Source organism: Gottfriedia sp. NPDC057948 (assembly GCF_042887255.1).
In the GTDB taxonomy this organism is placed as follows: domain Bacteria; phylum Bacillota; class Bacilli; order Bacillales; family Bacillaceae_G; genus Gottfriedia.
This window is the reverse complement of sequence record NZ_JBHVPN010000003.1, coordinates 298,643-319,973: the sequence shown is the minus strand read 5'-3', so window position 1 is coordinate 319,973 and position 21,331 is coordinate 298,643. Positions and strand designations below refer to the sequence as shown.

Genomic DNA, 21,331 nt, shown 5'->3' with positions numbered 1-21,331 from the left:
CTAGCATTCGCTAGCTTTTTTAATTGCATATTCCAACCCTAGATCTACTAAAATTACATTCGCAAAATTCCTTAAATGCGAAAAAAGCTGTATCTCCAGTTGTAATACGATGGCCATCAATTGGTAAATAATTCTTTTCAGCACGAATATTTTTAGTTATTGGACCATCTGGTAAGTAAGTTGGGCAAACAATCGTCCAATTTAACTGACTTTCATTTAATAAGTTATAAGCTTCTTCATGATCGGTTGCTGCAGTTGTTGATTTTCGTTTTGATTCAGAGCTTTTATAGCGTAGAATGGTTGGATCAACTCTAGATTGGAGAATACCTGCAGTTCCAATTGTAACGATCCTACCTATTTGTTTCTTTTCAAGAAGAGGGATTAGTTGTCCCATTGTTTTAGATAAAATATTTTCACCTCCAGTATTTAAGGCAGAAATTACTCCATCTACGTTTTCTAAAGCTAAATTTAAATCTTTTTCATTTAGCGTATTTCCTTTTAAAACTGTAAGAGCTTCATGATGAATCGTTATTTTTTGTTCATCTCTTACTAAAGCAATTACTTCACATTTAGCTTCTAATAATAAATCCACTAAAAAAGATCCTACTCTTCCAGTTGCTCCTAATAATAATATTTTCATAACATCACCTTGCTGTATTGTACAATATTTTTATTGATTATGTCTTTTAATAAACTTAAGCACATGATTTCTGATAATGAAAGTGCTTTTAAAGCTTACTATTAATTCAATAGAAAAGTTATGATAGAATGAAATTAACATCCTAAAATTTAGAAATGAGGGGTAAATATGGAAATTAATAAAATACAAGAAGAATTTACTGACTATTTAAAGAAAATCGAAAATTATAATGAAGCAATTAATGTTATGTATTGGGACCTAAGAACGGGAGCGCCTAAAAATGGAGCTGAACAAAGATCAAATGTCATCAGTCAGCTTTCTGCAGAAGTATTTGAAATGACAACATCAAGTACAATGGAAAACTATTTAAATTTATTAGAAAAAGAAATAGACACAGGAAACTTAAATGAAATCATTGAAAAATCTGTTAAGGAATGTAGAAAAAATTATGATTTAAACTGTAAAATCCCTAAAAATGAATATGCAGAATATGTAAAGATTTGTTCATTAAGTGAAAATGCTTGGGAAGACGCTAAAAATGAAGGTGATTTTAATAAGTTTCAACCATATTTAGAAAAAATTGTAGCGATGAAAAAACAATTCATTGAATATTGGGGCTATAAAGATAAGAAATATGATACATTATTAAGCTTTTATGAGCCTGGCATGACAACTGGGAAGCTAGATGAAGTTTTTGGTAAAGTAAGAAAAAGTCTTGTACCATTAGTAGCGAAAATTTCAAATTCACAAACTAAACTAATTCGCGAAGAATTGTCACAACCGATCTCAATTGATCTTCAAAAACAAGTTAGTGAAGAGATACTTGTAAAATTAGGTTATAATTTCGATTCAGGTCGTTTAGATGAAACAGTTCATCCATTTCAGATTACATTAAATCCTGGTGATGTTCGAGTAACAACGAAATATATTGAAGATAATTTTATGAGTGCGCTTTTTGGAACAATTCATGAATGTGGACATGCACTATATGAGCAAAATTTATCATCAAATTTAATAGGGACACCATTATGTGAAGGTGCATCGATGGGAATTCACGAGTCTCAATCACTATTCTTTGAAAATATGATTGGAAGAAGTAAAGAGTTTTGGGAAGCTCAGTATGAAAATTTAATTGCAAAAACCGGTGAGTATTTTAAAAATTTATCGGTAGAAGAATTTTATAAAGCAATAAACCATAGTGAGCCTTCATTAATTCGAATTGAAGCGGACGAATGTACATACCCATTGCATATAATGGTTCGATATGAAATTGAAAAAGAACTGTTTGATGGTGATTTACAAGTAAAGGATTTGCCAAAAGTATGGAATGATAAAATGGAAGAATACTTAGGTATTATTCCATCAAACGATCGAGAAGGTGTTCTTCAAGATGTTCACTGGGCAGGTGGAGATTTTGGTTATTTTCCTTCGTATGCATTAGGTGCGATGTATGCAGCACAGTTTAAGCATAAAATGAAACAGGATTTAAGCGATTTTGAAACGATCTTAAAAAACGGCGAGATTCATCAAATTGTTAATTGGCTAACTCTTAATATTCACCAATATGGAAAACTAAAAGAACCAAAAGAAATATTAGTAGATGTTACAGGGGAAGAGTTAAATGTAAAATACTTTATTGATTACTTAGAAGATAAATACTCTAAATTGTATAATCTAGTTTAATCTGATTCGTATGGATGGAGGTTGTTAAGAACCTCCTCATACTCATTATTAAAGAAAACATAAATAAATGATTAATTTCAAGTTATTATTTTTTTATGTTTTTTTAATAAGTTCAAAGAATAGACATATTTAGATATTTAATAAATTACTTTTTTATAGTATCATAGATAAAAATGAAAGCGTGTTCACAATTGCTTAGTAAGAAGATTTGAATTTAATTAAGTGAAATATTGAAGATTTAAAGTAACTGAAATTAAGTTCAAAAAATATTCACATTTAGAAAGTCTTAAGATATTTTTTTTATAGTATTATAGATAAAAATGAAAGCGTGTTCATACTTTTTTTGAAAAGGAGGTAATTTGAATGTTTTTTAGGACAGCCAGATCTTTAGAACGAAATATTGAAGAAAAACGAATCAAGTTGCAAGAAGCTCAAAATCAAAATAATGACAATCATCAAGAAGTAGTAAAGATTCGTCATCAGTTGGACACTGATTTAAGAGAACTACAGAAATTGTTGAAAACGGTTGCAGTTAAGCAATCAAAAATTAATATTAAACCAATATGATAAAATAGTACATAGACCACAAAATTTTTTGTGGTCTTATTTTTTTCGAAGTGGAAAGCTATTAGGAAAAAGAATTAGATAACAATTAGCTCAATTTATTTTTTATAGATTCTATTATAAAAATTGTGAGAACAAGGGTAGCAATTGTAAAGTTATGTGACGTTTAAAAAATCGAGAAGTTTATAGTTTGTGTTTCAACTGGACTTAAGAAAAATAGCATGCGATTTATAGTGAAAAATGCTAATTACGTAGCTTGTATAAAAAAATTAATACAAATAGTTAAAAATCACTAATCAAAAACAAAATTCCATAAGTATAATAGAGTATATCGATTAATATCCATTTTTTTTATAAAAATGTGGAATGAGGTTCTAGATGGATTTCGAACTGGCAAGTCGTTTTAGAAGATTGTTTGCAGCTTGGATTGATGGCTCGTTAAATCTTTTATTTTCTAAACTGGGGTTATTAATACTTGGGTTAGAAAGTAAAGACATTTTAGATTTATTTATGTTTAGTAGTAAGCAACTGTTTTTATATTCAATTTGGTCGTTATTATTTATTTTCCTATTTTATGTCATTGTACCTACTTATATTTGGAACGGACAAACAATAGGAAAAAGATTATTAAGTATTATGGTTGTAAGGGATACAGATGACTTAGTTGATCTCAAAACAATGACATTACGTTCGATCTTTGCTTTTGGTTGTCAGCTGAATTTTCCAATATTTATAGAAGCAATTGGAATTTTGTATCTAATTGATCTATTTTTTATCTTCCGAAAAGATCGGAAAACATTGCATGATTTAATCGCTAAAACGAAGGTTGTCTATTATTAATAGCACTAAAAAATACCCTTTAAAGCTACTTCCAAACTTTAAAGGGTATTTATCTTTTTATCTTATAAAGATGTTTTTGCTAAATATTCATCTAGTTGATCAAATGTACCAGTAAAGCCTTGTTGCATAGAATCTTTATTTGCAATAAATGCAGCAACTTCTTCATCAGTAGCATTGATTGGAAAACCTTTTAATGTAATAGTTGTTTTACCATCATTTTCTTCTAAAGTTAAAGTGTTTTGAATTTCCAATGGCCAAACTTCAAAGAAAGGAGCGCGAACCATATTTCCTTCTTGATCAGAGAATGAATTAACAAATACAATTTTCTCAGGTTCAATAATTTCACCAAAAACAAATAATCCCCACATAACGAATCCTTCTGGTGATTCCATTTTATAGTGGAATTTACCTCCTGGTCTAAATTCTAGCGTTGCTACATCCATTTCAAAGCCTTTTGGACCCCACCAGTTTTTAAGGTGTTCTGCTTCTGACCAAACCTTGAATACTAATTCACGAGGTGCATCAACAACTCTTGTTAAAACTAATCCTTGCTCATCTACATTAAACGTATTTTTACTCATTATTTATTCCTCCATTTAATTTATTATTTACTTTATTTCTTCCTTAAAAAACTAGGTATTTCTCCTTTCAATAGTAGTTAGTACTAATTAAATTGTGTGCAATGAATAAGCTAAGTTTATTTGCCTTGTAATTTTTTTAAATAATCGTCCAATTGATCGAATCTCTGTTCCCAGACGTGACGGAATGACTGAATCCAAGAATCCATTTCTTTTAGAGGCTGGGGTCTTAGTTTATAAATTCTTTTATTGGCGATAGGTTGAACTTCGACAAGCCCAGCTTCACTTAGAACGCGAAGATGCTTTGAAACCTGTGGTTGTTTAAGTCCTAAGCTTTCAGCAATTTCACCGACTGATAGAGGACCGTCACGTAAGAGTTCGACAATCTGTAACCGGTTCGGCTCTGCAAGAGCAATTAAAGTCGAATTCATAAATTGAATATACCTCATTAGGAATATTCCTGTCAAGGAATATTCAGGATATAAATTTGTGATGATTTAAAAAATACTTGAGTAGTATCTACGAAATTACTGAACAATATTCATTTTGTCGAGAAATATTATTTGAAAATTAAGACAATTCTTATTTATCCACATATTTTTTATGTTACTATTTAGCTGACTTGAAAATTTGATTTTAAAAGGTGGGTGTTTTGATGAGCTTAAAAGATTATGAGGCTTCGTTTTTAGATTATGTAAGAAAAATGTTAAACATTGAAGAAGCAATTAGTGTATTATATTGGGATCTTCGAACAGGTGCACCTAAAAATGCTGTAAGTCAGCGTTCAAATGTAATTAGTCAATTATCAGCCGATGTTTTTAAAATGAGTACTTCAAAAGATATGGCTCATTATTTAATAACAATGGAAGAAGCCATTAGTGCAGGGAAATGTTCATTAGAAGTTGAAAAAACAGTAAAATATTTAAGAAAGCAATACGATCAAAATACGAAAATACCAGTTGATGAGTTTGAAGCATTTGTTAAATGCCAAGCAATTTCTGAAAGTGTTTGGGCAGAAGCGAAGGAAGAAAATAATTTTGCTAAATTTGAACCTTATTTAACTGAAATAATTGAGTATAAACGTAAGTTCGTTGAATATTTAGGATATAAAGACTGTAAATATGATACATATTTAGATCAATATGAACCTGGAATGACTGTAAATAAACTAGACGAAGTATTTTCAGAAGTAAGAAATAAATTAGTACCGATTGTTAAAGCTGTATCGACTAGTGGGAAAAATTTTGAAAAAGAAGAGATGAAAGCATTCGTTTCGACGCAAAAACAAAAAGAAATATGTGAACAACTATTAACTTCTCTTGGTTATAATTTTGATGCCGGAAGATTAGATCCTACTCCACATCCTTTTGCTACTTCTCTTAATTTAGGTGATGTTCGAGTAACAACGAAATATCATGAAAATAATTTTGAAAAAGCCATTTTTAGTACAATTCATGAATGTGGTCATGCACTATATGAGCAAAATATTTCCAAAGATTTGGATGGTTTACCGATTGCCCATGGAGCGTCTTTAGGTATTCATGAATCTCAGTCCCTTTTATATGAAAAGATTATTGGACAAAGTTATGAGTTCTGGAAATCAAATTATCCAAAATTAAAAGAGCAACTTAATGGAGTGCTAGATAATGTTACTTTAGATGAATTTTATAAAGTGATAAATAATAGTAAGCCTTCATTTATTCGTATTGAAGCTGATGAATTAACTTATCCTTTACACGTTATGATTCGTTATGAAATTGAAAAGGATTTATTAGATGGCAAAATCCAGGTTTCAGAGCTCCCTTTAATTTGGAATCAAAAAATGGCGGAGTATCTAGGAATAATTCCTGAAACTGATCGAGAAGGTGTTTTACAGGACGTACATTGGTCAATGGGACATTTTGGATACTTTCCAACTTATGCATTAGGTGCTATGTATGCTGCTCAAATTAAAGCAACAATGGAAAAAGAATTACCAAATTTTAGTGAATTAATTGAAACCAATGATTTTCAAACAATTCTTGATTGGTTAAAAGTGAATATTCATCAATATGGTGCAATGAAGGAACCGCAACAAATATTGAAGGACGTTACTGGTGAAGATTTAAATGTGAAATATTTTGTTGATTATTTAGAATCAAAATATACAAAATTGTATGAGTTGGAAGAAGTAAATAAATCATAATTGTGAATTAGAAATGTTGTAGGCTTTATTTTAGAAGCATTTTAATGGAAATAATTGCGAATGTAGATTCGAGTAAAATGAGATATACTAAAACTGCACAACAGAAAGAAAACTCCTTTGAAACGCTTAGACAATTCTTATTATTTGTTCATGGTCCATGAATGAATAGTGAATTGTCTTTTTTTTATTGAATGGCATCTTATTTCCACTCTAGGATTTTTCATGTATTAAAGAATAATTTTCCAAATTAATACAAAAGGTAATGACTATAAGGAGTGGGAAATTATGCCTTTAATTTTATCTGTTGGGAAAGCTGTACCAAAATATAAAATCGATCAGGAAAATATAGTGCCTTTTATTCGAGAGCTTTTTTTGAAAAGATATCCTTCAATTGATCGCTTATTATCTGTATTTCAAAATGGTGAGATTCAAAGTCGATTTATTTCTAAGGAGCTTTCTTGGTATAGCGAAGAACATAGCTTTGAGCAAAAAAATCAGGCTTACACTGAAATCTCAATTGAATTATCAATAGAAGCTATTAAAAATTGTTTGAATAGTAATGAATTTCTATCTTCGGAAATTCAATATGACAAAATTGATGGAATTATTTTTGTCTCTTCAACTGGTATTTCAACCCCTACAATTGATGCTCATATCGCAAATATCCTGCCATTTCATTCTTCGATTAAAAGAATACCCATATGGGGCTTAGGGTGTGCCGGTGGTGCTAGTGGAATTTCTAGAGCATTTGATTATTGTAAAGCCCATCCAAAGTCAAATATTTTACTTGTTGCAGTTGAATTATGTAGTTTAACATTTCAAAAAGAAGATCTTTCCAAAAGTAATATAATAGGAACTTCATTATTTGCTGATGGAGCAGCAGCGGTTCTAGTTATTGGCGATGAGAGTGATTTGAAAAATCGAACGATCCATAAATCTTTACCGTCAATTGAACAAACTAATTCAACTCTAATGCCAAATTCATTAGACGTAATGGGGTGGGATGTTAGGAATGATGGCTTATTTGTCATTTTTTCAAGAGATATACCAACAATCGTTAAAGATTGGTTACATCCAGTTGTCTCAAATTTTTTAACGGAAAATGAACTAACAATAAGGGATGTAGCTCATTTCATTGCTCACCCTGGTGGAAAAAAAGTATTGGACGCATATATCGATTCATTAGAACTTTCCGAAGCGAAAATCGGAATTTCCTTAAATATTTTAAAATCATATGGAAATATGTCATCTTGTACTGTCTTATTTGTGTTAAGTGAGTATATGAAGTTAGGAAAAACGAATGAGTACGGTCTTCTTTGTGCTTTAGGACCAGGATTTAGTTCAGAGTTATCATTGTTAAAGTGGGTAGAATGCTAATGTTAAAGATTATTTTTTTATTCATCGTCATACAAAGAGTGATTGAGCTAGGTATAGCAAAGAATAATGAAAAAAAATTAAAAATGCGAGGCGCACTTGAATTTGGTCAAGAGCATTATAAATTTTTTATCATATTACATAGCATGTTTTTTATTTCAATTCTAATTGAGAATTATTTCATTCATTATTTAGAAATTAGATTTTTTACCTTTCTCCTTATCGTTTTTATCATATTACAATTAGCAAGGGTATGGGTTATTTCAACGTTAGGGGAAAGATGGAATACAAAAATCATTATTCTACCTAATGAAAAATTAGTAAAACGTGGTCTTTATAAATATATCAAGCATCCAAATTACATGATCGTTACCATTGAATTATTAGTAATACCTATTATGTTTCATGCGTATATTACAACTGTAATCTTTTCTGTTTGTAATTTAATTTTATTAAAAGTAAGAATCCGAGAAGAAAATAAAGCGCTTTTACAATCAATCGAATAGTTATTGACAAATGGAAAATAACTGATTATGATTAATGTAGAATGAAAATCATTATCAACTTCGGAAGGTTGTGCGTCAAATGGTTCTTGGATTTGTGTCAACTACAATTCTTTTATACTTTTTATTAACTAAATATGTACTTAAACAAGTTCAAAACTAGGTGATGTTACCTAGTTTTTTTTATTTTATATGCATATGCCTATACATTCTTCTTCCAAATTAATATATATGGGGATAAAATAATGCTAGGGAAATTATTTGAGTATGACATGAAATGGGGAAATCACGTTGCAAAACACTAAGATTAACAGAGGGGAAATACTGAATAAGGTTTCTTCAGGGATCAATTTACTTTCTGAACAAGGAAATTCGAAGGAATTATTTCAATTAAAAAAATTAGCATACAAAATACAAAATAAGGAAAGTTATTACGTATTTTGTGGGCATTTTTCTGCTGGTAAGTCATCTTTACTAAATGATCTTTTACAAGTAGAAAAACTACCTACAAGCCCAATACCTACAAGTGCAAACGTTGTAAAATTAAAAAATGGCGAAAGTAAAATGTTAATTACGCTTAAAGATGGTGAAATGTATCAGATTCAAGAGGATATTCAAGTAGATGAACTAAAAAAATTAGCATCTGATAGTGGTTCAATTATTGAGCTCGAGTGGGCACAAGAACTATTTAAAATTCCAACTGGATCTGTTTTAATTGATACTCCTGGAATTGATTCAACAGATATGGATCATTTAGAGGCGACAAACTCAGTCATTCATCTAGCGGATAGTATTTTCTATTTAATGGATTATCAACATGTTCATTCGAAAACTAATATTGATTTTATTCATAATTTAGTTGAAAAAAATAATAAAGTTTGTTTAGTTATTACATGTATTGATAAACACGATGAAACAGAATTGACGTTTGAACAATTTAAACATGGTGTAATTGGAAACTTGAAAAAACAAGGATTAGGCAACTTACAAGTTTTTTATATTTCTACAAGAGATAAATCTGTAGATAATAACGAATATAACCAGTTTATTAATTATTTAAATGACTTATACAGTCATCAAGATGTAGTACAAATTGAAAATGACTATGCAAGCTTTTTAACAATTATGAATGAACAAATACAACAACTTGAGAACGATTACATTGATCTCGATCAAAATGCTGATGAGATTAGATCACAATATAATGATTTAAATAATGAAATTGAAGTTATTGAAACATCAGTTTCAACATTTGAGGAAAATTGTTTACAGTCAACACAACAAGTCCTTACTAATTCAAACATTACACCATTTGAAATGAGAGAATTAGCATCAAAATATTTAGAATCAGAAAAGGCATTGCAAAATAAAGGATTATTTCAATCTAGAAAAAAACTTGAAAATTCTTTACGTGAATCTAAAAGTCAATTTATTTACAAGGTACAAGAATTAACAAATAAACAAATTGAGTATTTTGTAAAAGAAGCAGCAATTCGAACTGTAAAACAAATTGAAAATAATAACATTGATAGCAGTGACTTTGATAAAATATTAGAGCCTAATTTGAGTGAAGATGTAATTTGTCCAAAGCCATCTCATTTGATTGATACAGGTGGTAACTATTTATTACAGTATACGAAGGAAGTAAGTGAAGGAATTAAGGCGGTATATCGTAAAAGTATTGCTGAATTTATTTATACACTTTCAAAGGAACTTAGGGTACAAAATGAATCAACTATTCTAAAACTAAAAAATCAAAAGAATGATTTACAATCAAAAATAGATGGATTTGATGAATTAGAGTTTAATAATCAAAAAATTTCACATATGGTCTCAGAAATTAAGACGATTTTAAATAATCATCAAGTAATGAATCAAGAATTGCCAGAAATTAAGCCTACTTTAATATCAGTAAGTGAATTAATTAATCACAAAATCTTAACTGTTCAAGCACCGGAAATAAAAGAAGAACTTATTATTGACATTGAACAAACTAATTCAAAAAAATATTCAAACGAAGAAATTCAAGCTAAATATGAAGTTGCTGATTTTATATTAGACGAATTAACTTCAAATAAATTTATCCAGAGTAAAATCGGTATTCTAAAAGAAAAAAGAGATCAAATAAAATCAAACGAATACACAATTGCATTATTCGGAGCGTTTAGTTCTGGAAAAACATCGTATATAAATACTTTACTTGGCGATCGTGTATTACCTGTTTCTCCACACCCAACAACAGCAGCAATTTGTAAGATTAAACGCTCAACAGCTGAATCTGGTAATAAAAAAGCTGATGTGAGTTATAAATCGGAAGAATCTTTAAAAGAAGAGTTTCTTGATTTCTTCAAAAAATGGGGCGTGGAAGCAAATGAAAAAGAATGGTTTAGTACCCTTCAAAATTTAATTAAGAAACAAAAGGATAAAATCCCTACTGATGCTTTCGTTTATGCAGAAAGCGTATGTCAAAATTATGAAGAAATGAGAAGCTTACTAGGTACAACTAAGCGATATGATTTAAGTGAGTATGTAAGTGTTATAAGTGAAGAAAATAGAGCGTGTTTTGTAAAAGAAAGTACAGTTTATTTTGATTGTGAGATCACGTTAAGTGGAATCGTACTAGTGGATACGCCTGGGGGAAATAGTATCCATTCAAGACATACTGAACTAGCATTCGACTATTTGAAAAAAGCTGATTTAATTCTATATGTTGCACATTATCAACATGCCTTTACACGTCAAGATGAGTCTTTCTTAATGCAAATCGGACGAATGAGAGAAAGCTTTGATAGTGATAAAGTTTACTTTGTGTTAAATGCTTCGGATTTAGCAAAGGATCAAAACGAAATCGAAATCGTGCAAAATTTCTTTATTAACCAATTAACGAAATTAGGAGTACGTTTCCCATCAGTTTTTGCAATTTCAAGTATGCTTCAGATGAAGGGATATGGTGATTCAGAGTTAAATTTAGAAATCCAGAATAATTATAAGAAATTAAATACGAAAATCCAAAATTTCTTCCAATTTGAGATTGCGAATGAAGTCTTTAAAACTTTTATTAATGACCTATTAACAATTGAAAAAATCTTACGTGATACGATTAATCGTTTTGAAAGAATAAAACGTGAAAAAGATCAATTCTTCAACGAACTTGAGCAAATTCAGAAAAAAGTTAAAGAAACGATTAAAAATGCAGAACCTATTAATTTACCAAGAGCATTTATGAAAGAAAACGAACAATTGATTTTCTTCATCGAAAAGCGTATCGAATTAAGGATGCGAGATTTATTCCCTTATTTCTTTAATCCAAGCATTTTCAATAATACAACAAAAAATATTAAACAATTATTTGTAACTAAAATTCGTGAATTTATCTATGAAATACTGGAAGAGATTTTAAAGGAATTAAGAGTAACAGGATTTAGATTAGAGAAATTTTTAACGAATGAAATTTCAATGTCGCAAGATCGAGTAATTGGTGAAATACATTCTATTCAATCTGAATTTATCGTTCAAAAAAGTGAAATTAATGAGATCTTACCAGTTACGATAAAAAATCCTGATCAATTTATTAATGTAGATCGTTTTGAAAGTTTAAAGAATTACTTCAAAAATCCGAAAAGCTTTTTTGTTGAAAACATGAAAGAAACTATGATTGATGAATGCATTAATGAGTTGAGAACACCTTTAAAAGACTATTTAGCAAATATGAATAGCTTATTTGCAGAGCATTATCACATTCAATATGTTGATGCTTTAAATTCTGTACTGCACAACTGTAGCACTCAAATCGAAAATGATGTTCAACAAACAATTAAAGCAACAGAAAACTTAAATGAAGTAGTAGTAGATGAAAAAGTTTTAAACTTATTCAAAAAATTAATTTAATATAAGGGTGGACAATTAAAATTGAAAAATATTATTGATGTAACAATTGCACATAAATTGCGCTTAAATAAAAATGTTGTATTTTTAGATTGTCGATTTCAATTGTCAAATCCTGAATATGGTTTAAGTGAGTATCAAAAAAATCATATTCCGCTTTCTCGTTATGTTGATTTAAATAATGATTTATCTAGTCCTGTACAAAAGCATGGAGGCAGACATCCGTTTCCTAATTTAAATGATTTTGGAAATCTTTTAGGAGATCTAGGGATTGATCATGATACGATTGTTATTTGTTATGACGATGGTACGAATGATAATGCCGCAAGATGTTGGTTTTTATGTAATTTAGTAGGGCATCAGTTTACGTTTGTTTTAAATGGTGGTTATAAAAAATGGTTGGAAAACGATTTTGAAGTAACTTCTAAAATTGAAGAAGTACTACCAAAAAAATTCGAGATTAATGTTCAAGAGTATATGATTACTTCGATGAATGAAGTTAAGAAGAATGGTAAAAAAGAGGATTACAATTTAATTGATTCTAGAGAATCTATTCGATATATTGGCGAATTTGAACCTATTGACCGAATTGCTGGTCATATACCTGGAGCAAAAAATTCATTTTGGAAAGATGTTTTAAATGAAGCCGGAGAATTTAAAACAAAAGAAGAATTACAAACTCTTTTTAAACCATTTAAGAATAACAATGAAACTGTTGTTTATTGTGGTTCAGGTGTCACAGGTTGTGTTAATTATTTAGGATTACTTGAAGCTGGCTATACGAATGTAAAACTTTATCCGGGAAGTTTTAGTGACTGGATTTCTTATGAGGAAAATGTTGTGAATAAGAATAAATAATTAGTTGCAAAATAGTTTTAATTGGTATAGAATGAGAATACAAATTAACAAAACCTGCTGTGTGCGTTGTCAGTTTATGTCTTAAACCAATGATTTGTATACCGGAAGACCGATATTTAAGTAACAACATCGTGCCTACATATAGGAGGATGAGCGTTACTTGTGAGGACATCCACCTTGGAGTTCGGTTTACTTAGACATAAAAGGAACAACGGCATTTGCGGGAAAAAAAACCATTCACATTTTGTGAATGGTTTTTTCTTCTTTATATAATTGCTTTTTACTTTTGTTCTTTCTAATTTGAGTTACAATTGTAGAAACTAAAATCAAGCTACAACCGAATAAACCAATTTCTTGTAATCTTTCTCCACCATAATAATACCCAGTAATCGCTGCAAAAACTGGCTCAGTAGCAAGAATAATCCCTACTTCAGTCGCACTTATTGTACGCTGGGCAAACATTTGGATAAAGAATGCTGCAGCGGTACAAAAAATTGCAGTAGATAGAATGGAAAAAACAAAAAATTTATTTGTCCATAATGCATGATTGAAAATGACTTGCCAATCTTCAAAGATTAAAGAAAATGTCCAAGAGGCTAAACCTACAAAAGCAATTTGTACAGTTGCCAGTTGTAGTGAATTATAACTAGGTGAGTAGATCGTTGAATAAATAATATGAAGAGCAAACGCAATTGCACTGAAAAAGGAAATAATATCACCAGAATTAAACTTAGAATTTGTTGATAGTGTTAATAAAAATAATCCGATGAAGGCAATAATTGCACATACATTTTCCCGTAAAGTAGTTTTTTTCTTATATTTAAAGAATAAAAGAAAAGGAACAATCGCAACACTAATACCTATGATAAAACCTGATTTGGATATAGACGTGTAGTGTAATCCAAATGTTTGAAATACAAAACCTAGAAATAAAAATAATCCTATAACGATTCCAGGGAAAATATAACCAGCTTTTCCGCGATATCTTTTATTATTTTTTCGATTTAATAAAGTCTGAACTGTAAATAATACAATTGCTGCTACTATAAATCGTAATGCATTAAATGTAAATGGTTGGACAAACTTAAGTGTTTCTTTAACAATGAAAAGCGAAGAACCCCAAATGAAGGACACAAAGAGTAAAGAAGAAAAAGCGATTAATTTATTTTTCATATCGTCCATTCCTTTTTTATTTTATAGCTTTTCGAGCAAGTTCATCAGCAACCTTATTTCCGCTTGATGGAATCCATTTAATAAAGAAAAGTTCAAGTTGATCGATCAACTTAAGTGATTTCTCTAATAAAGGAATAAACAAATCGTTTTTCGAATATTTCTTATCAATACTTTCTTCAACGACTTTTGAATCCGTACGGAATGAAACTATTGTTAAATTATTTTTGACACAATAATCTAGTGCAAGTAGCAATGCATGAAACTCAGCTTCATGATTAGACATTGAAACTAATGGAATACTTAAAAAAACAGGTTCTTTAATTCCTTTTATGAAAATACCTGCACCTGAAGGCCCGGGATTTCCTTTGGAAGCTCCGTCAATATAAACTTCAATCATAGTAAACCTCCAACACTTATATATCTACCATTTTAGTATATATTCAAAAAAATGAAAACTTAAAATATGAAATGAAGTAATTTATATTCAACTAAAGCAAGTCTAAAATAAATAAAAGAAGAGGTGTGTCGGATGAAGATAAAGATCAGTTGGAAGTATCAAACCAAAAAGAAATATCAAATTACACTTGAAACTGATTGGCTAGAAATAAAAGAAGCGTTACTTTTAGCGGAAGATTTTGAAAGTACAGGTAGAACAAAAGAAATCATTTTTTTAGATCAATTCGACACAGAGTGGACGAAAAAACAAGTAATAAAGTATTTAAAAGAACTCGAAGAAGAGCCTCATAATATTTCAATATTTTTTGACGGTGGATTTGATCTATCAACATCTCTATCTGGAATAGGTGTATGCTTATACTTTAGTCAAAATGGTAAAAACTATCGAAAAAGGTTTAATGAAAAATTAGATGGGTTATTGACAAATAATGAAGCGGAGTTTGCTGCGATTGAAAATGCAATCTTATTAATAGAGGAAATGAATATAACAGGACAAACAATTGTTATTAAAGGAGATTCACAAGTAGTCATTAATCAATTAACTGGAGATTGGCCTTGTTATGAAGAACAACATGAGCGATTCTTAAATCGAATTGAAAGAAAATGTAAAACCTTAAAATTAACCTTACAATTAGAACTTATTAAACGTAATGATAATAAAGAAGCTCATAATTTAGCAACGCAAGCACTTAAAGGGAATAAGATAATAAGTACGATTGAAGTTACATGAAGAGGTGAATTGAATGATGGAACGTAAAGAAATCTTGGAGGAAATAGATACTTTAATGAAGACTTATTGTGATGGCTGTTTTGTCTATAAACATTTTAGAAAAGACCATAGTCAAAAATTCGCACAATCATTTTGTATTAATAAATGTACAATTGGAGAAAAAATAAAAACGATCGGTAAGCAATTAACTTATGACTGTTAACTTGCCCTAACTAAATTAAACTTAAAAAAGAAGGTGCTAATAAAAGCACCTTCTTTTTCATTACATCTGAGCTTCTCTTATTTGTTGCTCAATTTGCATTAAGTCTTCTTCTTGTTTCTTTAAAAACTCATCATCTAAATCAGTAGCAAGGCCCTTCATTTTTTCAAGCTGTTCTCTTGCTTGAGAAACTGCAGTTGTTGCATCTGTTAATTGTTGCTCGTCCATGCTCATTGTTGCATAGCCCACAAGCTTTTGAGCAGCTTTAACTTTCATTTCAACATCCTCAAAATTATTAAAGTTTGACATAAACACCCTCCTTATTTCACTTCGTAGTATTCCCAAATAAAATAGGAATCATGAAAAGCGAGAGGATTTTTTTTGTTTGAGTATACTGAATAATTCTTATTATAATCTCATTGGAAAAATAAAAAAGGACTGATAAAATCAGTCCTTTATGTAGTCAAGTTTATATTATAGCTTTACTACGTTAGCAGCTTGAGGTCCACGGTTACCTTCAACAATGTCAAAAGAAACTTCAGCACCTTCTTCTAAAGATTTGAATCCGTCAGTTTGGATTGCTGAGAAATGTACGAATACATCGTCTCCACCTTCAACTTCGATGAATCCGAAACCTTTTTCATTGTTGAACCATTTAACTTTTCCTTGCATTTTTCTTTTCCTCCTAAAACATTGCACATGAAGCGCGAAAGAATTTCCATTTATTAATATTGTTAATAATAAATGTTGAAATTAATATACAACTATTAAGAATATAAGTCAAGTAAGCGCTTAATATCAAAATATACATTCAATTGACTTAAAAATTTCATAAATAAAATAAAAAGTTATAATGAATTTGTGAAATTATTCACAATTAGAAAAGTGCATGATATACTACAATCAAAGAAGTAATTTAAAGTACGATTAAGAATAAATCTTGATTTCACTTTATATAGAGACGGAGAGATGAAAATGATTCATTGTGAATGGATTGAATTTAATATTGAAAATGATTTAATCACAGAGGAAAAATTTGAAGAAATGATGAATGATACTTTTCAAGCAATGATGGTTGACGAAAATAACTTTCCTCAATATATATGGACAGCTAACTTTGTTGTCATTGTAACAAAACGAATTAAAATATTAGAAGAGGTTGAATTTATTCAGATACCTCGTAATCCAGCGTGTAGTTAAAAAGTCTAATTAGGTAGAGAAGTAAAGGCAGTTCAAGAGAATGAATTCTTTTGGTACTGCCTTTTTTTCGTTTCTTACTGCTTTCCCTACCATTACATAAGTTATATAATGACTATATCTAACAAAAAAAGTGATACAAAAATTAGTTTAAAATGTGAGGAAGAAAATGAAATTAATTATTGCCGAAAAGCCTGATCAAGGTTTAAAGCTTGCAGCCCCTTTTAAGTTTCAAAAGAAAAAAGGGTTCTTAGTCATTCAACCTAACGAGTTTTTTCCAAAAGGTGCTTATTTAACTTGGGCTATTGGGCATTTATGTGAGTTATTATCACCTGAAGAATATGATGAAAAATGGAAAAAGTGGTCATTAAATACTTTGCCAATTATACCCAATCGCTTTGGGCATAAAGTTTCAAAAGGAAAATGGGATCAATTTTCAATCATTAAGAACTTAGTGCATTTAGATGAGGTTACTGAAATAATTCTTGCAGGTGACTGTGAACGGGAAGGAGAACATATCGTTCGCCTTATTTTAAATTTAGCTGGAAACAAAAAGCCAATGAGAAGACTTTGGATTTCGTCATTAACAGAAAATGCTGTTAAAAAAGGATTTAGTCAACTATTGGATGAAAGTGAAACCAAAAGTTTATTCTTTGAGGCGTATAGCCGTGCATGTGCTGATTGGTTAGTTGGCATGAATGCATCAAGAGTATATTCATTACACTTACAAAAAAAAGGAATCCAGGATGTATTTTCGTTAGGAAGAGTTCAAACACCAACACTCGCTCTTATTGTCAAAAGAGAACTTGAGATTGAAAGGTTTAATTCTGAACCTTATTGGGAGGTTTTTGCTACTTTTCAGTTTGATAAGCAAAAGTTTTTTGGAAAATGGCATAACGAATCAGAATCTAAAATAATGTCAAAGGAATTAGCTGAAAAAATTGCTGGCTTTTGTGAAAATAAAAATGTAAAAATTACCGATATTGAGCAAGAAAGAAAAGAGTTTCAACCACCTTTTCTATATAATTTATCGGCACTCCAAGCAGATGCAAACAGTAAATATAAATTTTCACCACAAAAAACACTCGAGATTGCACAAAAACTTTATGTTAAAGGGAATATTTCATACCCACGTTCAGACTCAAGTTTTATTACGAAAGAAGAAGCAATGATGCTCCCAGATATATTGAAGAAACTTGAAAATATTGAGCAATTTTCAAAATTCTTTCCACTGCCAAATCAATCTATCTTAAATAATAGTCGCTATGTTAATGAGAAAAAGGTCACTGATCACTATGCAATTATTCCTACTGAGCAAGTACCTAATATCCATAAAATGAATGATGAGGAATTGAAAATATATGAACTAATTGTAAATCGATTAATTAGTGCACATTATCCTAATTCAATTTTTGATTATACAACAATTCATACGTTAGTAGACGGGCGAGCGACTTTTATTTCAAAAGGGAAAATAATGGTTCAAGAAGGTTGGCGTAAAGTCATATTTGAAAAAACAAAAGAAAAAAATACAGAAGAACAAAATTTACCCATTGTTGAAACTGGGCAAGAAGGAATTGTAAAAAAGGTAGAGGTAAAAGAAAAGAAAACTCAAGCACCTAAAAGATATACAGAGGGACAATTAATAACATTAATGAAGTCTGCCGGAAAACATATTGATAATCCGGAATTAACGAAAATACTAAATAAAACTGAAGGATTAGGTACTGAGGCAACTAGGGCTGGTATTATTGGTACTTTAAAAAATAGAAAATATATTGTAGTTAAGAAAAATCAAGTTTTTGCTACAGATAAGGGGAAGCTTATAATTTATGCTCTAGGGGAAAATATTTTAACTTCACCTGAAATGACTGCAAAATGGGAACAGAGATTAAGTGAAATTGGAGAAGGAAAAGCAAGTAGTCTTGAGTTCATGGAACAAACCAAAAAATTAACTGAAAAAATAATTCTTGATGCATATGAAAACGAGAAGATATGGAATTTTTCAGAGTTTAAAATTGAAGAGATGCAAAGTTCGAAGTTTGGTCCGAAGAAAAAATCAACTAGTGTTGGAAAATGTATTAAATGTGGTGGTAAAATGATCGATAAAGGATCGTTTTATGGGTGCGATCAATTCCAAAAAACAAAATGTGGAGTTACAATTTCAAAAAAAATATTAGGAAAAACAATTACAAAGGCGTTAATGAAGCAGTTATTAAACAATGAGACCACAGAAGTTATTAAAGGATTTTCAAAGGATGGCAAAGAATTTGAGGCTTCTTTAAAATTTAATGAATCAGGGAAGATTATGTTTATCCAAAATTCCATTAAATAAAGTGAGGCATAATGTAATTTAACTAGTCAATTCTATTTTTTATTGCATATACTTATATACAATGATAATAGGAGGATTAGAGTGAAGGAATTCTATAGCAATGAACAAGTTTTTCTAACTGGTGGAATTGTTCCTTCCGTCTATTCATTATGTATAGACTGTAATCGGAAAATTGTACATGTACTTGACTTAGATCGAGTGGGCACTAGGCCAGTATGTGTATCATTTTCTAACAGTTTTGCAGAAAATATTTTTGAACAAATAAGCTTATCAACGTTAGGAAGTTACTTAGAATACCAATACTTAATTTATACTACAGAAGGTATTGTAACAAAATGGAAAAATAACGAACTTGTAGCGTTAACTAATTTAGATGAATGTAAACCGGAATTCATTAGTTTAATGAAAGAAAGAAGAAATACATGGTCTAAATATAAAGCTTTATACAATCGAAAATAAATAAAAAGGATTACTCTTTGATTTAAGAGTAATCCTTTTTCAATTTAAGGATAAAAATTCAGTATCACCAGTCTAACGAGATCTTTTGAACCGGCATATTCCTGTCTTTTCCTGTCTTTATTTGTTAAACTATCAACATATCATAAATTAGAAGGTGACAAAATGATTTGTTTTTTAGAAAATACCTTTCAAATAAAATTAGAAAAAAATGATAAAGGTGATTATCCGATTATTGTGACTGACGATGGAATATTTAGCGAGATGAGTCTGAAAGATAAACCGAGCACGTATGTTAAGTTTATTATAAATGAATACGATGAGTTAACGATTGATTGGTTTATCGAAAATGAAAATCGCTTTTCAGTAAAAAGCCTACAAGTTCATCAAATGATTTTAATAAACGATCATGATGAAAATTCAATTCAATTTGTATTAGAACGTTGGCAAAGCAGAATGTTTAAGATTCAATGGAAGCCAAAGTTACACATTGAATTTGGTTTATATTATGAAGTTTGTGATGATTGCGATTAAGATGATTTTTTTGGTTTTAGTAAGGTTAGGATTACAAGAAAACTAATCCAACCAATAAGTGGATAAAGGAATGTTAATAATGGTCCATAGCCAATAATGCTAATAAATAAGCAACAAATTAATAATAAGATAACGACTAAATTTGTATTTAATCGGATATATGAATTAATTTGTCTAGACATCCCATATATATTCCCTACTAGTGTGGTGAATATTTCAGCTAGAATAACCATTAGGAAAAAATAATAGAAAATTGGATGGATTTTTTTGATTACTTCTACCATTGGAATTTCATATTGTTGAAAATTGGTTACACCTGATACGTTCAGGTGAATTAGTAATAAAATAGTGCCTAATATTAGACCGCCTAATACACCGCCTTGTACAATAGAAGATTTTTCTTTGCACTCAAAACCAATCGGTACTAAAACAGCCTGGGCTAACGCCATATTTAAACAAACATAGGTTATTGGTTTTGTAAACACTGTATAGTTTAGCGAATTAATAGAAGGAAGAATATGGTCTAGTGTTATTTCATGCATCGTAAATGGTAAATGTGAGTTGATGAAAACTGCGACGATAAAAGCACACATAATTGGGACTACCGTATTATTTAGACTGAATAAACCACTTGTCCCTTTTCTTAAAACCATAAAAGTCAAAATGATAAATAATAATGAGCCGATAAATGAATCAAAATGTAAGTAATTTTTAAATACAGCTCCAGCACCAGACAACATGACACTAGTAACGCCAATTAAAACAAAGAATAATAGCCCATTAATAATATTTCCTCCGAGTTCTCCAAACAAAAGTACATTAAATTGCTGAGCAGAATTTAATTTATATGTATGAGCAATTGTCATAATTTTAGTTCCAAACCAACAAAATAATATAGTGGCAAAAAGGATCCCCATTGCACCATATACCCCGTTAATTGAAAAGAACTCTACAATTTCTTTACCCGTGGCAAAACCTGCTCCAATCACTGTTCCGACATACGTAAAGGCTATATTTCGAGCTTCTTTACTAAAGTTGAATTTCATAGGAAGTCCTCCTAAATGTAGTACTAAATTGTATGATACATTTTAGGAAAATAGACATGCTCCTTTAGTTAAAAGTTTCAAACAAATCAAATAAA

22 protein-coding genes and 1 other RNA gene are annotated in these 21,331 nt (G+C 29.9%); 15 read left to right on the top strand and 8 right to left on the bottom strand.

All coding sequences use genetic code 11. From position 1 onward, the window contains the following. Positions 1-19: 19 nt before the first annotated feature. A complete protein-coding gene (locus ACFVRR_RS08130) occupies positions 20-640 on the bottom strand; it encodes an NAD(P)-dependent oxidoreductase (protein WP_387326816.1) in 621 nt (206 codons plus the stop codon). A gap of 168 nt (positions 641-808) precedes the next feature. On the opposite strand from ACFVRR_RS08130, the gene ACFVRR_RS08125 reads away from it, so the two are divergent. The 3 genes from ACFVRR_RS08125 (at position 809) to ACFVRR_RS08115 (ending at position 3,727) form a co-directional block, all read left to right on the top strand. Then, a complete protein-coding gene (locus tag ACFVRR_RS08125; protein ID WP_387326813.1) occupies positions 809-2,323 on the top strand; it encodes a carboxypeptidase M32 in 1,515 nt (504 codons plus the stop codon). A 363-nt stretch (positions 2,324-2,686) separates the two neighbouring features. After that, complete coding sequence (locus ACFVRR_RS08120; RefSeq protein WP_069031948.1) at positions 2,687-2,890, top strand: aspartyl-phosphate phosphatase Spo0E family protein; 204 nt, start codon at positions 2,687-2,689, stop codon at positions 2,888-2,890. A gap of 375 nt (positions 2,891-3,265) precedes the next feature. After that, positions 3,266-3,727: an RDD family protein gene (locus tag ACFVRR_RS08115; protein WP_387326810.1), complete on the top strand. Its 462-nt coding sequence runs from the start codon at positions 3,266-3,268 to the stop codon at positions 3,725-3,727. Between the two features lie 62 nt (positions 3,728-3,789). Here the strand turns inward: ACFVRR_RS08115 and ACFVRR_RS08110 are convergent, their stop codons facing one another. Further along, the gene (locus tag ACFVRR_RS08110) at positions 3,790-4,308 is read right to left on the bottom strand and encodes an SRPBCC family protein (RefSeq protein ID WP_387326807.1); all 519 of its coding nucleotides are present in this window, start codon (positions 4,306-4,308) and stop codon (positions 3,790-3,792) included. A 116-nt stretch (positions 4,309-4,424) separates the two neighbouring features. Then, a complete protein-coding gene (locus ACFVRR_RS08105; RefSeq protein ID WP_387326805.1) occupies positions 4,425-4,736 on the bottom strand; it encodes an ArsR/SmtB family transcription factor in 312 nt (103 codons plus the stop codon). 224 nt (positions 4,737-4,960) lie between these two features. Here ACFVRR_RS08105 and ACFVRR_RS08100 point away from each other — a divergent pair, with 224 nt between their 5' ends. The 6 genes from ACFVRR_RS08100 (at position 4,961) to ssrS (ending at position 13,341) form a co-directional block, all read left to right on the top strand. Beyond that, a complete protein-coding gene (locus ACFVRR_RS08100) occupies positions 4,961-6,490 on the top strand; it encodes a carboxypeptidase M32 (RefSeq protein WP_387326802.1) in 1,530 nt (509 codons plus the stop codon). 285 nt (positions 6,491-6,775) lie between these two features. Continuing rightward, positions 6,776-7,867 carry a type III polyketide synthase gene (locus ACFVRR_RS08095; RefSeq protein ID WP_387326799.1) on the top strand — a complete coding sequence of 364 codons (1,092 nt, stop codon included), beginning with the start codon at positions 6,776-6,778 and terminating at the stop codon, positions 7,865-7,867. Beyond that, entirely contained in the window at positions 7,867-8,370 is a 504-nt protein-coding gene (locus ACFVRR_RS08090) for an isoprenylcysteine carboxyl methyltransferase family protein (protein ID WP_387326796.1), read from the top strand. The genes ACFVRR_RS08095 and ACFVRR_RS08090 overlap by 1 nt, the downstream gene beginning before the upstream one ends. A gap of 288 nt (positions 8,371-8,658) precedes the next feature. Beyond that, positions 8,659-12,255, top strand: a complete 3,597-nt coding sequence (locus tag ACFVRR_RS08085; RefSeq protein WP_387326793.1) for a dynamin family protein — start codon at positions 8,659-8,661, stop codon at positions 12,253-12,255. 21 nt (positions 12,256-12,276) lie between these two features. Further along, positions 12,277-13,110, top strand: coding sequence for a sulfurtransferase (locus ACFVRR_RS08080; protein WP_387326791.1), 834 nt, complete (start codon positions 12,277-12,279; stop codon positions 13,108-13,110). 48 nt (positions 13,111-13,158) lie between these two features. Next, positions 13,159-13,341: non-coding RNA, 6S RNA (gene ssrS / locus ACFVRR_RS08075), on the top strand. Between the two features lie 6 nt (positions 13,342-13,347). Here ssrS and ACFVRR_RS08070 read toward each other — a convergent pair. Continuing rightward, positions 13,348-14,283, bottom strand: coding sequence for a DMT family transporter (locus ACFVRR_RS08070; RefSeq protein WP_387326788.1), 936 nt, complete (start codon positions 14,281-14,283; stop codon positions 13,348-13,350). A 16-nt stretch (positions 14,284-14,299) separates the two neighbouring features. Further along, entirely contained in the window at positions 14,300-14,680 is a 381-nt protein-coding gene (locus ACFVRR_RS08065) for a reverse transcriptase-like protein (RefSeq protein WP_387326785.1), read from the bottom strand. A gap of 132 nt (positions 14,681-14,812) precedes the next feature. On the opposite strand from ACFVRR_RS08065, the gene ACFVRR_RS08060 reads away from it, so the two are divergent. After that, positions 14,813-15,469 carry a reverse transcriptase-like protein gene (locus tag ACFVRR_RS08060; protein WP_387326782.1) on the top strand — a complete coding sequence of 219 codons (657 nt, stop codon included), beginning with the start codon at positions 14,813-14,815 and terminating at the stop codon, positions 15,467-15,469. A gap of 13 nt (positions 15,470-15,482) precedes the next feature. Continuing rightward, positions 15,483-15,671: a zinc-finger domain-containing protein gene (locus ACFVRR_RS08055; RefSeq protein WP_387326779.1), complete on the top strand. Its 189-nt coding sequence runs from the start codon at positions 15,483-15,485 to the stop codon at positions 15,669-15,671. A gap of 60 nt (positions 15,672-15,731) precedes the next feature. Here the strand turns inward: ACFVRR_RS08055 and ACFVRR_RS08050 are convergent, their stop codons facing one another. Both ACFVRR_RS08050 and cspD read right to left on the bottom strand, forming a co-directional pair. After that, a complete protein-coding gene (locus ACFVRR_RS08050) occupies positions 15,732-15,977 on the bottom strand; it encodes a DUF2564 family protein (protein ID WP_097978845.1) in 246 nt (81 codons plus the stop codon). A gap of 165 nt (positions 15,978-16,142) precedes the next feature. Continuing rightward, positions 16,143-16,340 (bottom strand): cold-shock protein CspD, encoded by a 198-nt coding sequence (cspD, locus tag ACFVRR_RS08045; protein ID WP_056466512.1) that lies wholly within the window; start codon positions 16,338-16,340, stop codon positions 16,143-16,145. Positions 16,341-16,643: 303 nt separating this feature from the next. On the opposite strand from cspD, the gene ACFVRR_RS08040 reads away from it, so the two are divergent. The 4 genes from ACFVRR_RS08040 to ACFVRR_RS08025 all read left to right on the top strand — a co-directional run bounded on the left by ACFVRR_RS08040 (position 16,644) and on the right by ACFVRR_RS08025 (position 20,190). Next, on the top strand, positions 16,644-16,868 hold the full coding sequence (locus ACFVRR_RS08040; protein WP_097978844.1) for a hypothetical protein: 225 nt from the start codon (positions 16,644-16,646) through the stop codon (positions 16,866-16,868). A gap of 166 nt (positions 16,869-17,034) precedes the next feature. Then, entirely contained in the window at positions 17,035-19,200 is a 2,166-nt protein-coding gene (locus ACFVRR_RS08035; protein ID WP_387326774.1) for a DNA topoisomerase III, read from the top strand. An 81-nt stretch (positions 19,201-19,281) separates the two neighbouring features. Further along, positions 19,282-19,659 (top strand): hypothetical protein, encoded by a 378-nt coding sequence (locus ACFVRR_RS08030; protein WP_069031962.1) that lies wholly within the window; start codon positions 19,282-19,284, stop codon positions 19,657-19,659. A gap of 162 nt (positions 19,660-19,821) precedes the next feature. Continuing rightward, complete coding sequence (locus tag ACFVRR_RS08025) at positions 19,822-20,190, top strand: DUF3979 family protein (protein WP_387326771.1); 369 nt, start codon at positions 19,822-19,824, stop codon at positions 20,188-20,190. Here ACFVRR_RS08025 and ACFVRR_RS08020 read toward each other — a convergent pair. Continuing rightward, positions 20,187-21,236: a YkvI family membrane protein gene (locus tag ACFVRR_RS08020; protein ID WP_387326768.1), complete on the bottom strand. Its 1,050-nt coding sequence runs from the start codon at positions 21,234-21,236 to the stop codon at positions 20,187-20,189. The two genes, ACFVRR_RS08025 and ACFVRR_RS08020, sit on opposite strands and share 4 nt — an antisense overlap. Between the last annotated feature and the right edge of the window lie 95 nt (positions 21,237-21,331).

Excerpts from the sequence above, each read along its gene's own strand:
- ACFVRR_RS08130 (WP_387326816.1), bottom strand. The coding sequence starts at position 640 with ATGAAAATATTATTATTAGGAGCAACTGGAAGAGTAGGATCTTTTTTA.
- ACFVRR_RS08125 (WP_387326813.1), top strand. The coding sequence starts at position 809 with ATGGAAATTAATAAAATACAAGAAGAATTTACTGACTATTTAAAGAAA.
- ACFVRR_RS08120 (WP_069031948.1), top strand. The coding sequence starts at position 2,687 with ATGTTTTTTAGGACAGCCAGATCTTTAGAACGAAATATTGAAGAAAAA.
- ACFVRR_RS08115 (WP_387326810.1), top strand. The coding sequence starts at position 3,266 with ATGGATTTCGAACTGGCAAGTCGTTTTAGAAGATTGTTTGCAGCTTGG.
- ACFVRR_RS08110 (WP_387326807.1), bottom strand. The coding sequence starts at position 4,308 with ATGAGTAAAAATACGTTTAATGTAGATGAGCAAGGATTAGTTTTAACA.
- ACFVRR_RS08105 (WP_387326805.1), bottom strand. The coding sequence starts at position 4,736 with ATGAATTCGACTTTAATTGCTCTTGCAGAGCCGAACCGGTTACAGATT.
- ACFVRR_RS08100 (WP_387326802.1), top strand. The coding sequence starts at position 4,961 with ATGAGCTTAAAAGATTATGAGGCTTCGTTTTTAGATTATGTAAGAAAA.
- ACFVRR_RS08095 (WP_387326799.1), top strand. The coding sequence starts at position 6,776 with ATGCCTTTAATTTTATCTGTTGGGAAAGCTGTACCAAAATATAAAATC.
- ACFVRR_RS08090 (WP_387326796.1), top strand. The coding sequence starts at position 7,867 with ATGTTAAAGATTATTTTTTTATTCATCGTCATACAAAGAGTGATTGAG.
- ACFVRR_RS08070 (WP_387326788.1), bottom strand. The coding sequence starts at position 14,283 with ATGAAAAATAAATTAATCGCTTTTTCTTCTTTACTCTTTGTGTCCTTC.
- ACFVRR_RS08065 (WP_387326785.1), bottom strand. The coding sequence starts at position 14,680 with ATGATTGAAGTTTATATTGACGGAGCTTCCAAAGGAAATCCCGGGCCT.
- ACFVRR_RS08060 (WP_387326782.1), top strand. The coding sequence starts at position 14,813 with ATGAAGATAAAGATCAGTTGGAAGTATCAAACCAAAAAGAAATATCAA.
- ACFVRR_RS08055 (WP_387326779.1), top strand. The coding sequence starts at position 15,483 with ATGATGGAACGTAAAGAAATCTTGGAGGAAATAGATACTTTAATGAAG.
- ACFVRR_RS08050 (WP_097978845.1), bottom strand. The coding sequence starts at position 15,977 with ATGTCAAACTTTAATAATTTTGAGGATGTTGAAATGAAAGTTAAAGCT.
- cspD (WP_056466512.1), bottom strand. The coding sequence starts at position 16,340 with ATGCAAGGAAAAGTTAAATGGTTCAACAATGAAAAAGGTTTCGGATTC.
- ACFVRR_RS08040 (WP_097978844.1), top strand. The coding sequence starts at position 16,644 with ATGATTCATTGTGAATGGATTGAATTTAATATTGAAAATGATTTAATC.
- ACFVRR_RS08035 (WP_387326774.1), top strand. The coding sequence starts at position 17,035 with ATGAAATTAATTATTGCCGAAAAGCCTGATCAAGGTTTAAAGCTTGCA.
- ACFVRR_RS08025 (WP_387326771.1), top strand. The coding sequence starts at position 19,822 with ATGATTTGTTTTTTAGAAAATACCTTTCAAATAAAATTAGAAAAAAAT.
- ACFVRR_RS08020 (WP_387326768.1), bottom strand. The coding sequence starts at position 21,236 with ATGAAATTCAACTTTAGTAAAGAAGCTCGAAATATAGCCTTTACGTAT.